Origin of the sequence: Paractinoplanes rishiriensis (assembly GCF_016862375.1) — a bacterium.
Taxonomy (GTDB): domain Bacteria; phylum Actinomycetota; class Actinomycetes; order Mycobacteriales; family Micromonosporaceae; genus Actinoplanes; species Actinoplanes rishiriensis.
Window position 1 is genome coordinate 80,322 of sequence record NZ_BOMV01000092.1, and the last position, 11,040, is coordinate 91,361.

Below are 11,040 nucleotides of genomic sequence, written 5' to 3' on the forward strand. Positions count from 1 at the left end.
GTCCGGCTCGTCACGCTATGTTCGTCGATGCGCGTGCCGCGGATCGCAGGAGGGGCCGAGATGAAGCACCGGATGCGGCGCTGGTCGATGCTGGCCCTCGGGTTGGGTCTGGTGTTCGCGTTGGTGGGCAACATGGCCACAGGCACGGTGCACCCGCCGGAGTCGTGGCGGTGGTGGACACCGGCGGTGTGGACGGTAACTGCGCTGGTCGCGGCCGGGTCACTCGGGGTCGGCTGGCTATTGCCGGCTCGGACACCGCCCGCGGCCGATGTGGATGATCATGCGGTCGCTCATTTGGCAGCCGCGCTGACAGACCAGTGGTCGGATGAAGCCGTGCGGAGGGAGGTGTCGAGGCCGGCGCCGTTGCGTGTGGCTTGGTCTCCGACCGGCCGGCCGGCGGCGTCTCGGCAGGAGGTGTGGCCCGCTCACGGGAATCGGCAGTGGCCGGAGGATGCGCTGCGAGGGCACACCGACCTTCCTCCCGCCACTGACGAGACGCAACCTGTACAGGGCGAACAGGCGCCGCGGATCAACCACGAGATCGTCGACGCGTTTCGCAGCCTGCCCCGGAGGAACCTCGTCGTCTTGGGTGAGCCCGGCGCGGGCAAGAGCGTGTTCGCATTGTTGCTCACCCTGGGCTTGATCCGTACTCGCGCGCCCGGCGAGCCAGTGCCGGTCTTACTGGCGATCAACACGTGGGATCCGGCGGAACCTGTTGGTGTGTTCGTAGCCCGCCGACTGGCCGAGGACTATCCCGAGGTGCTGGGGGCGTTCGGTGAACCCCGCCAAGTGGCCGGCCGGTTGGTCAGGCATCGGCGGGTGCTGCCCGTGCTCGACGGTCTGGACGAACTACCCGCCACCTCGATCGGTACGGCCCTGGCCCAGTTGGACAAGTACGCGGCAGCGGACCGGCCGTTGGTGGTGACGTGCCGGACCAGCGAGTACGAGGATGCCGTCGCGGTCACCGAGACGATCTTGACCACCGCCGCGGTGATCGAGCTGGCACCGGTCGACATCGAGGCGGCGATCGCCTACCTCTCCCATCCGAAACTCGCCCAGCCGCGCTGGGAGCCGGTCCTCGCCCGCCTCAGGGCAGCGGTCACCGGGCGCCCCGATCGGGGCGCGGACGATGATCCGCTGGTCGCGTCATTTGCCACCCCATTGATGGTGTCGTTGGCTCGGACCGCCTACCTGTCGCCCGGCAGCCGCCCGGCTGAACTGCTCGAGCTGGATACACAGGCGCAGGTTACCGGCCGGTTGATGGATGCGTTTGTGGCCGCCCCGTATGCCGATCGCGATCGCGCCCAGCGCCGCCGGTGGCTGGAATGCCTGGCTTACCAACTGCAAACAGTCGGTACCCGGGATTGGCATTGGTGGCACCTCAAACCCGACCTGTTGACGATCCGCACCGTCCGCGCCAAAGCGTTGACCATGGTCGCGCCGGTAGCGATGGCGACGGTTGTGGCCGGCCTGGCCGGGGTGGCAGCCGGGATCGGTGTGGCACGGCCGGCCCTCACGGGGATCACCGTCGTCACGGTTGCTGCCTCCGGCCGGCTCAGACCGCTCTGGCCAGACGGCTATCCGCCTTACATCCGCACCGCGTACTCGGAAGCCGGGCGACGCCGTCTCAACCGACACGGTCTGCTGACGGCCTATGCCTTCTGTAGCACGACCGCCGTCGCACTGATCACCACTCAATGGGCCGTCGCCCTCTACGCCGGCCTTGCGTACCTCGTGCTGGCCGGACTCCTACCGGCCTGGAACCCACCTCCACCAGCAAAGTCGCGCCCGACCAGGGAACTGGCTCACCAGCGCCGTGTCATCGCCGCGGCGACGCTCCGTGAGGCTCTCGCCAGCGGCATCCTGTTCACCGTGGCAGCCGCGTTCAACAATGCTCCTGCCGGCCGGATCGGGGTCACCGCCGGGCTTGTCTATGGCACTGTCGCCGGCCTTACCGCTGGAGGCTGGGCTTTGATCCAATACCGGCTCACCCACGCCCGGCTGGCCCTTCAAGGCAGGCTGCCTTGGCGGCTACAACGGTTTCTCGCCCACGCATACCAGAATGGCATACTTCGTAAAACCGGCACTATTTACCAGTACCGGCACGCCATTCTCGAAGACCACCTCGCACAGTCCCCACGTCTCCAGCATCTCCAGAGCCGTGCCGATGCGGGCGATTCGTACGCGAAGGAGCTGTTGGCGGATCTGCTGGTCGAGCAGGGCCGCATCGACGAGGCGATCGAACTCTGGCGGGCCGGCGATGACGGGCGCGCTGCCCGGAAAATAGCTGATCTGCTGGTTGGCCAGGGCAGGGTGGAGGAGGCGATCAGTTTCATGCAGGCCAGCATTGATCGCGACGACTGGCTGGGGCTGGGCACCACCCACTTGGTCGGTCTGCTGCTCGGGCAAGGCCGCATCGACGACGCGATCAACTTGAGGCGGGCTCGCGTTGATGCCGGTGACTACTGGGCCGAAGAAAAGCTGGCCGCCCTGCTGGCCGAGCAGGGCCGCATCGACGAGGCGATCGACCTTTGGCGGGACTGCGCAGCCGGCAGCGAGTACGCCAGCGAACAGCTGGGTGATCTACTGGTCGCACAGGGCCGCATCGACGAGGCGATCGACTTCTGGCGGGCCATCGCGGGCGACGACCACCGAGGTATCACCAGCCAGAAGGCATCCTGGCGGTTGACTGCTCTGCTGGTCCTCCAGGGCCGCATCGACGAGGCAGTCGACTTCTTGCGAGCCCGCGTCCAGGCCGGCAACCGTCGGGCCGCCGACGACTTGACCGATCTGCTGACCGAACACGGGCGCATCGACGAGGCGATCGACCTTTGGCGGGATCACGCCGACGCCGGCGACCGGTACGCTGCCAAGCGATACGCAGATCTGCTAGTGAGGCAAAGCGCTGATCTGCTCGTCACGCAGGGCCGCATCGAGGAGGCCATCGTCGTCTGGCGCGATAGCGCCGAAGTCGGCAACTGGTACGCCGCCGAGCGGTTGACGGATCTACTGGTCGGCCAGGGCCGCGTCGACGAGGCAGTGGAATTCTGGCGAGCCGCCGCAAACGCCGGCCACCAATGGGCCGCGCGCCGCTTGACCGACCTGCTGGTCAGGCAGGGTCGCGTCGACGAGGCAGTGGAATTCTGGCGAGCCGCCGCAAACGCCGGAGACATCGACGCCGCCCACCGGTTGGCCAAACTGCTGGCCGGGCAGGGCCGCATTGAGGAGGCGATCGGGTTCATCCAGGCCCGCTTCAAAGCAGGCGATTCATATCGCGCCTGGTTGTTGGCTGATCTACTGGTCGAGAAGGGCCGCATCGATGAAGCGATCAGGTTCACACGGGCCGCCGCCGACTCCGGGGACCCGTGGGCCCTGCTGCGCATGGCCGATCTGCGCGGCAGAACGCAACAGCAACAGTCGCGGCGGACCGGCAACGGCCGATAACCCGAATGGTGCTGAGCGTAAGTAACTCGCGAACAGAGCCAACCGTTCCACGTGTCGCGGGCAGGCTCGCTTCCCTCGAGAGCAGTGTCTGAAGATTCGGCTGTTGCGCCGGGTGGTAGGGCGTACCGCTTCCTGTCGCCCTCTGTGAGCCGTTGCCGGGCGCTCACCTCGAGGTTCCGCGGAACGTCACCCACGGGGTGCGTTCCAGGTCCTGTCGGTCCAGCCCTGGTAGGGGAGCAGGTTCGTGCCCCCTATGGAGGCTCCGAAACGCGTACCCAGACGCAGCGTAACTTGGTGCTTGAGCTGGGTAAACGTCGGCGAGGTGCAGGTCAATCTCGATGGCCGGATACATCCCAAACCTGCTCCCCACGGGGGCGGCTAGCCATAGCCGCTGACCTGCCACCCGCCCTAACTGAGCGGCGTTGGGGCTAGCAGGCGGCCGGACGCCGGTCATCACCGGCGACATGCTGTATATCGTGCTGCGCAGCCGCGCCAACGGCGAGACCGTCGAGCAGATCCAGCCCGACCCGATCATCCCAATCGGCAAGCGCAAGGGCCGCAACCCGAGCGTGGTCAGCATCTACCGGGCCCTCGCCGCGTACGAGGCGCCCAGGCATACCGGACGCCATCGAGCAGGCCCACGCCGAGCATGCCCAGCAGGTCGGCACCGCCGCGGTGATCCCTCGCCTTGACCACGGCGATGAAGCCGCCGACGAGGTGCTGCGGCATCGGCTCATTCAACTGTCGGCTGATTCCCGGCGGCTCGGGGTACCAACGTTGGCCCGCCGGTAGAGCGCAAAAACATCGCTAAGCAGTTGATGTGGGGCTCCTGGCTCCCGCTGGGCTCCCGGGTCGGCATGTGTCATCAGTTGCCATGACAGTCGCCACATCCACGACTTGAAGACTTTTGCAACTGATAAAGTTGGCATCAAGGCTGGTGGCGGGCGTGATGGGGTGGTGATGGCGTGTCGGTGCCGTTGTATCAGGCGAAGGCGGAGTTGTTCCGCACGTTGGGCCATCCCGTGCGGATTCGGGTGCTGGAGTTGTTGCAGGACGGCCCGAAGCCGGTGCGTGATCTGCTGCTGGAGATCGAGGTGGAGGCGTCGAACCTGTCGCAGCAGCTGGCGGTGTTACGCCGGGCGGGGCTGGTGGAGTCCAGCCGTGAGGGCGCGTCGGTGATGTATGCGTTGAGCACGCCGGACGTGGCGGACCTGTTGGCCGCCGGCCGCCGCATCCTCGGCTCGGTGTTGGCCGACCGGGATGGGTTGTTGGTGCAGCTGCAGGCCGACGGACGTGAGCGGTGAGTGCTGCCACCGCCGCCCGCATCGCCACGGTACGGCTGGGTGGGCTGCTACCGCAGCGTGCGGACTGGGCGGCGGTACGCCGTAGCCCACGCCGGGACCTGGTGGCCGGGTTGACGGTGGCGGTGGTGGCTTTGCCGCTGGCGCTGGCGTTCGGGGTTACCTCCGGCCTCGGCGCCCAGGCGGGGCTGGTCACCGCCGTGATCGCCGGCGCGGTCGCAGCGATCTTCGGCGGGTCGAACCTGCAGGTGTCCGGGCCGACCGGGGCGATGACCGTGGTGCTGGTGCCGGTGATCGCCAAGTTCGGCGCGAGCGGGGTGCTGATGGTCGGCGTCATGGCCGGGATCGTGCTGATCGGCTTGGCGCTGGCCCGCCTCGGCCGTTACGTGCGCTACCTGCCGACCCCGGTGATCGAGGGCTTCACCGCCGGCATCGCCGTGGTGATCGCCCTGCAGCAGATCCCGGCCGCGCTCGGGGTCACCGGCGCGCACGGCGAGAAGGTGTGGGCGGTGGCCGCCGACGCCGCCGTCCGGTTCGCCGCCGATCCGCACCCTGCCCCGATCGCGGTCGCGCTGGGTGTGGCCGCGGTGATGCTGCTCGGCGCCCGGTGGCGCCCGGGCCTGCCGTTTTCCCTGATCGCGGTGGCGGCCGCCACGGGTCTCGCCCAGCTGGCGCCCCTGTCGCTAGCCCGCATCGGCGCGTTGCCGGTCGGGTTGCCCACCCCGTCATTGGATTTCCTCAATCTTCACGCCGTCGGCGCGCTGGTGCCCTCGGCGCTGGCCGTCGCGGCCCTGGCCGCGCTGGAGAGCCTGCTGTCGGCCACCGTGGCCGACGCGATGAGCGTCAACGAGCAGCACGACCCGGACCGCGAGCTGTTCGGACAAGGCCTGGCAAATCTCGTCACGCCGGTGTTCGGCGGGATCCCCGCCACGGCGGCGATCGCCCGCACCGCCGTCAACGTGCGAGCCGGCGCCGGCTCGAAACTGGCCGCCCTGACCCATGCCATCGCCCTGGCCGTGATCGTGCTGGTGGCCGCGCCACTGGTCGGGCGGATCCCCCTCGCGGCGCTGGCCGGGGTGCTGCTGGCCACCACCGTGCGCATGGTCGAGGCCAGCGCCCTGCTCGCCCTGGCGCGCTCGAGCCGCGGCGATGCCCTGGTCCTCGCGCTGACGTTCACCGTGACCGTCGCGATGGACCTGGTCACCGCGGTCGCCGTCGGCATGGGCGTGGCCGTCGTCCTCGCCCTGCGCGCCGTCGCCCGCACCGCCCGGCTGCAGCAGGTCCCCCTCGAGGCCGGCGACCACTCCGCCGAGGAACACCAGTTGCTCACCGAACACATCGTGGCGTACCGCCTCGACGGGCCGCTGTTCTTCGGCGCCGCCCACCACTTCCTACTCGAACTGACCGAGGTCGCCGACGTCCGGGTGATCATCCTGCGCATGTCACGGGTGTCCACCATTGACGCGACCGGCGCGCACGTGCTCGGCGCCGCCATCACCCGGCTGCAACGACGCGGCATCACCGTGCTGCTGTCCGGCATCGCCCCCGACCACGAACAGGTCCTGAGCACCCTCGGCGTCGCCGAGCAGCTGCGCCGCGACGGACAGGTCTTTCCCGACACCCCCACCGCGATCAAGTACGCGCGGACACACCTGATGCACACCCTGCCCCGTCAGCATGACCCCGCCGGCGCCTCCCGCAGCCCGCGTACCACCCCGCCCCTCGACGCGTCCCCCCGAACCCACGGAGAACAGCCATGCGAGTACTCATGATCGGCCCGCCCGGTTGCGGCAAAGGCACCCAGTCGGTGCGGATCGCCGGCCACTACGGCATCGAGCACGTCTCCAGCGGCGACCTGCTGCGCCGCCATGTCGCCGAGCGCACCACCATCGGGCGCACCGTCGAACAATGCATGCAGCGCGGGGACCTCGTGCCCGACCACATCGTCATGGACATCCTGCGCAAACCCGTCGAGGCCGCCAGCCGCCGCGGCGGTTACGTCCTCGACGGCTTCCCGCGCACCGTCGCCCAAGCCGAAGCCGCCTACCGCGTCGCCGAGCCCCTCGGCGCCGCCGTGCGTATCGCGCTCTACCTCAAAGCCGGACGCGCCGAATTGATCCGCCGGCTGCTCGCCCGCGGCGCCCAGACCGGCCGCACCGACGACACCGAACAGGTCATCAGTCACCGGCTCGACGTGTTCGACGAGGCCGCAGGCCCACTACTGGCCTACTACACCCACCGCGAAACACTGATCACCATCGACGGAGACCAGCCGGTGTCGCACGTCACCGAAGCCGCGATCCGCCGCCTCGACCAGGCACGCCAGCAACTCGGCATGCCCGACATCAGCCTTGCCGGCACCGGTGGCACACAGCGCACGCACCAGGCCACCATCTCGGCCACCACGCCGGCCAGAGCCGCTTATGCAGCGCTGTCCACGCGCCGGCACACCGATCCCGGCCGCCACTGACAACGGCCCGCCGGACGAGAGGCCGGCAGCCGATCACCGCTCGGCCCGGCACCTGCGGCAACCGCCCTCTGCCGGAGCCCGCACGGCCGGAGTGGACGGCGTCACCGCTGTCCACGTGAGCATCGCGGGGCCCGAGGTGTTCCTGACCATGTTCGCCAGGACCGGATCGGCTTACGGGGTGGTGCAGGCGTTCACCGGGCGTAAGTTCCCGCTGCGCGCCTACGGCGGGGTATGGGCCGGGCAGCTGCGCTGGGGCAAGCTGACTCACGGCCGGGCGCTGGGGGTGCTGTCCAATCCCGCCTACGCGGGTGCCTACGCCTACGGTCAGCACCGCATCGTGCGCACGGTCCGTCCTGACGGGACGGTGAAGACCTCGAGTCGGGTGCTGCCGCGGGATCAGTGGCAGGTCCTCATCCACGACCACCACGAGGGTTACCTCACCTGGCAGCAGTACCTGGACATCGAGACGAAGCTGGCCGCGAACCGCACCAACGCCGGCGCCCGCCCGCCGCGGGAAGGGTCGCCGCCTGTGTCAGGGCATCATCAGCTGCGGTCACTGCGGTCACCGGGTCGGCACCCGCTATCAGGGCCGCGACCAGGTGGCCTACTACGACTGCATGGGTCACCGCGACGCCGCCCGCAGCCAACGCTGCCGCTCGGTGGCCGCGTCGACCATCGACACCGTGGTGGCCCAGTTGCTGCTGTCGACGCTCACCGCCGAGCGTCTCCTGGCACACCAGATCACCACGATCCACACCAAGATCATATCTGGCAGTGGTCATGGTGGCGACGCCGCCATCAATACCGCGCCCAAACCAGCCACTACCAGCGCAGACTCCGAACCTGAAAGTGGGGCTGGAGTGCTAAAACCTCATAACACGCAAACTTCGTTAGTCAGACGTCCTCTGAGTTCGCCATCTGATCAACCCGTGCGCCGCTGCAGCGTGGAGGCACTAATCTGGCCTGCACGGGGGTGGTGAGTTTGTCCGGGTTGTCTCAGCCGGTGATTCTAGTGGTCGATGACGACATCGACGTGCAGGCCACGATGGCTCACACATTTTCAGGTGCGCGGCTTTCGGGCGTTACGGCGTCGAGCACCGCGACCGCAATGCCGGTGTGCCAGCAGCAGGAACGCGGCATCGACGCCTTGGTCACGGACCTGTCGCTACCCGGCGAGGCCGCCGGCCAGCTTGCCCGCGTCCTGAGTGCTGCATACCCGTCGACCAAGATCGTGTATGCGAGCGGCATTCCCCGGCACATTGCCCTCAGCTCCGGGCTGGTGCGCTCGGACGCACCGTACGTCGAGAAGCCCGTCGACCCCCGACATGCTGGGCAACCTCCTCACAAGCCTGCTTCCGCAGTACGCACGGCAGCGCGACAACTGGTGACCGGCGACTGGGTGGCCTGCGGGTGATCCCGTTTCGCCCACTTGCGCAGCGCTTGCTGCGAGGTGGCGCTGACGAGAATGCTTAGTCAGCTCGGTGCTAAGGCGTGCCTGCGATCGGGCACACCCGACGAGATTGACGTCGATGTCCTGCCGTCGCGGGCACGAAGTACCAGCCCCGCTCGGCGTCGGGCTTGTTGGCAACGACCATGCCGGCCGGCGAAGAGCAGGGGATGGGTCCTGCCGGATCGGGTACAAAGTCCCTGTTGCAGGCCGGCCCGGACGGGAATTCTGGTCGAGGGCCGCGTGATTGATCGGACCTGTTTTCCTGAGCTGCGGCCCGTCTGCCGGGCCCGACCAAACAGTGGAGATGTCGATGAGCGCATCGCGGCAGCCGGTGGCCCCAGCTGGGGCCGGCCGGGAGGGGGGCGCCGGTAGTCCGGGGTTGATGTTGGCCCTGGCGACCGTCGGTTTCGCGGTGAATTTCTGGGCGTGGGCGTTGCTGAGTCCGTTGGCGGTGAAGTTCGCGACGGCGTTGCAGTTGAGTTCGTTTCAGCAGGCGTTGCTGGTGGCGGTGCCGGTGGTCGTGGGTTCGGTGGGCCGGATTCCGGTGGGTGCGCTGACCGACCGGTTCGGCGGGCGGATCATGTTCCCGCTGGTGTCGGTGGCCACGATCGTGCCGGTGCTCTTCCTCGGCCTGTTCGGGCAGGGTTCGCTGACAGCGCTGCTGGCCGGCGGCTTCTTCCTGGGTATCGGCGGCACCGCGTTCGCGGTGGGTGTGCCGTTCATCAGTGCATGGTTCCCGCCGCAGCGGCGGGGTACCGCCGTCGGTGTCTTCGGAGCCGGCATGGGCGGGACGGCGATCAGCGCGCTGACCACGGTGAAGCTGGTGGACGCGGGGGGCACGGCGACACCGTTCGTGCTGACCGCGGTCGTGTTGGCGGTATACGCGATGGTGGCTTATCTGCTGCTGCGGGACGCGCCCGGCCGGACGGTGCCCACAGCGCCGCTGACGTCGCGGCTCGCCTCAGCTCTGCGGCTGCGGATCACCTGGCAGGCATCCGCGCTGTACGCGGTCGCGTTCGGCGGCTACGTGGCGTTCTCGGTGTACCTGCCGTCGTATCTGAAGACCGCGTACGGGCTGACCCAGGCGGACGCGGCGAACAGGATGGCCGGTTTCGTGGTGCTCGCGGTGATCATGCGGCCGGTGGGGGGCTGGCTGTCGGACCGGTTCGCCGCCACGAAAGTATTGGGTGCCGCGCTGGCGGTCGTGGTGGCCGGCGCGGTGGTGCAGTCGTTCACCCCCGGGCTGGCGCCGGTCGGCACGATCGCGTTCTTGAGCATGGCTGCCGCGCTGGGTGCGGGCAGCGGCGCCACGTTCGCGTTGGTCGCCCAGATGGCGCCGGCGCAGCAGGTCGGCTCGGTCACCGGGGTGGTCGGCGCGGCCGGCGGGCTGGGCGGGTTCGTGCCGCCGCTGGTGATGGGTGTCATCTACGGCCAGTACGGCGACTACGCCCTCGGGCTGGTACTGCTCGCAATGGTGGCGCTCGCCGCGCTGCTGCTGGACGTGTTCTCCGTGGCTCGCCGGTCGACAGCGGCCGGGTCATCGGGGCAGACCGCGCATGTGTGAATACTGCGGCTGCCAGGCGGTCACCGCCATCGGTGACCTGACCCGCGAACACGATCACGTGGTCGCGTTGATCGGCGACGTCCGAGTCGCGCACACTGCCGGCGACACCGACCGGATGGCGGGTCTGGCCCGCCGGATAGCCGCCGTTCTGGCACCGCACACAGCGGTGGAAGAACAGGGCCTGTTCCCGCTGCTGGCCGCAGAATTCCCCGAACACGTCGCCACGCTGGAGCTGGAACACCGTCAGGTCGAGGCGGTGCTCGGCGCGGCGGCCGACGGCACCCCGGCCGACCCAGGCTGGCCCGACCGGCTGATCACCACCCTCGAGGTGTTGCGCGAGCACATCCTCAAAGAGCAGGACGGCGTCTTCCCCGCGGCACTGACCAGCCTCAGCGGATCCGACTGGGACGGCGTCAACGCCGTCCGCGCCCGAGTCGGCAGCCTGCTCGCCGCACCGGAGGCGACATCGGCGCCGTGACGTGGTCAGACAGATGTTTGCAGTACGCAATCGCTGCGTATCGCCCAAGGTATCGCTAATGTGAAGATCGCCAGGACGTCTCGACAACCGCCACACGGCGGTGCGGGAGGATGGACATGGTCAGCACTCCGCAACGAACCTCCGGCTCTCCATCCGCAGGGGCCGGGCTCGACGATCCGCTGACCCAGGCACTGGTCGGCACCCGCCGGTTCTTCACCCGCGCCGAGGTGTCGCCGGACCATCGCTCGCTGTATCAGATCGGCGGCCGGCAGGCGGACGTGTTCTACCGCGACCGGTGGGCGCACGACAAGGTGGTGCGCTCGACGCACGGGG

Annotated in this window: 10 protein-coding genes and 1 pseudogene; 10 read left to right on the top strand and 1 reads right to left on the bottom strand. The window is 68.8% G+C overall.

From position 1 onward, the window contains the following. Positions 1–60: 60 nt before the first annotated feature. Complete coding sequence (locus Ari01nite_RS41820) at positions 61–3,444, top strand: tetratricopeptide repeat protein (RefSeq protein ID WP_203789205.1); 3,384 nt, start codon at positions 61–63, stop codon at positions 3,442–3,444. A gap of 573 nt (positions 3,445–4,017) precedes the next feature. On the opposite strand, the gene Ari01nite_RS41825 is transcribed toward Ari01nite_RS41820, so the two are convergent. Further along, the gene (locus tag Ari01nite_RS41825; protein ID WP_203789207.1) at positions 4,018–4,173 is read right to left on the bottom strand and encodes a hypothetical protein; all 156 of its coding nucleotides are present in this window, start codon (positions 4,171–4,173) and stop codon (positions 4,018–4,020) included. 236 nt (positions 4,174–4,409) lie between these two features. Here Ari01nite_RS41825 and Ari01nite_RS41830 point away from each other — a divergent pair, with 236 nt between their 5' ends. The 9 genes and pseudogenes from Ari01nite_RS41830 to Ari01nite_RS41865 form a co-directional block, all read left to right on the top strand. Next, the gene (locus Ari01nite_RS41830; protein ID WP_203789209.1) at positions 4,410–4,748 is read left to right on the top strand and encodes an ArsR/SmtB family transcription factor; all 339 of its coding nucleotides are present in this window, start codon (positions 4,410–4,412) and stop codon (positions 4,746–4,748) included. Then, positions 4,745–6,517 carry a SulP family inorganic anion transporter gene (locus Ari01nite_RS41835; RefSeq protein ID WP_203789211.1) on the top strand — a complete coding sequence of 591 codons (1,773 nt, stop codon included), beginning with the start codon at positions 4,745–4,747 and terminating at the stop codon, positions 6,515–6,517. The genes Ari01nite_RS41830 and Ari01nite_RS41835 overlap by 4 nt, the downstream gene beginning before the upstream one ends. Then, on the top strand, positions 6,514–7,215 hold the full coding sequence (locus Ari01nite_RS41840; protein WP_203789213.1) for an adenylate kinase: 702 nt from the start codon (positions 6,514–6,516) through the stop codon (positions 7,213–7,215). Before Ari01nite_RS41835 ends, Ari01nite_RS41840 begins: the two co-directional genes overlap by 4 nt. Before the next feature lie 148 nt (positions 7,216–7,363). Next, a pseudogene (locus Ari01nite_RS51515) lies at positions 7,364–7,681 on the top strand (recombinase family protein); the annotation flags it as partial. A gap of 76 nt (positions 7,682–7,757) precedes the next feature. After that, the gene (locus Ari01nite_RS51520) at positions 7,758–8,195 is read left to right on the top strand and encodes a recombinase zinc ribbon domain-containing protein (RefSeq protein WP_369076781.1); all 438 of its coding nucleotides are present in this window, start codon (positions 7,758–7,760) and stop codon (positions 8,193–8,195) included. A gap of 32 nt (positions 8,196–8,227) precedes the next feature. Continuing rightward, positions 8,228–8,629, top strand: a complete 402-nt coding sequence (locus Ari01nite_RS41850; RefSeq protein ID WP_203789217.1) for a DNA-binding transcriptional response regulator — start codon at positions 8,228–8,230, stop codon at positions 8,627–8,629. A 346-nt stretch (positions 8,630–8,975) separates the two neighbouring features. Next, positions 8,976–10,229: an MFS transporter gene (locus Ari01nite_RS41855; protein ID WP_203789219.1), complete on the top strand. Its 1,254-nt coding sequence runs from the start codon at positions 8,976–8,978 to the stop codon at positions 10,227–10,229. Next, positions 10,222–10,707 (top strand): hemerythrin domain-containing protein, encoded by a 486-nt coding sequence (locus Ari01nite_RS41860; RefSeq protein ID WP_203789221.1) that lies wholly within the window; start codon positions 10,222–10,224, stop codon positions 10,705–10,707. Before Ari01nite_RS41855 ends, Ari01nite_RS41860 begins: the two co-directional genes overlap by 8 nt. 116 nt (positions 10,708–10,823) lie before the next feature. Then, a partial coding sequence (locus tag Ari01nite_RS41865; protein ID WP_203789223.1) for a hypothetical protein occupies positions 10,824–11,040 on the top strand: 217 nt, incomplete at its 3' end.

Bases quoted from the DNA above. Each gene is read 5' to 3' on its own strand.
- Ari01nite_RS41840 (WP_203789213.1), top strand. From the start codon at position 6,514: ATGATCGGCCCGCCCGGTTGCGGCAAAGGCACCCAGTCGGTGCGGATC.
- Ari01nite_RS41820 (WP_203789205.1), top strand. From the start codon at position 61: ATGAAGCACCGGATGCGGCGCTGGTCGATGCTGGCCCTCGGGTTGGGT.
- Ari01nite_RS41860 (WP_203789221.1), top strand. From the start codon at position 10,222: ATGTGTGAATACTGCGGCTGCCAGGCGGTCACCGCCATCGGTGACCTG.
- Ari01nite_RS41825 (WP_203789207.1), bottom strand. From the start codon at position 4,173: ATGCCGCAGCACCTCGTCGGCGGCTTCATCGCCGTGGTCAAGGCGAGG.
- Ari01nite_RS41855 (WP_203789219.1), top strand. From the start codon at position 8,976: ATGAGCGCATCGCGGCAGCCGGTGGCCCCAGCTGGGGCCGGCCGGGAG.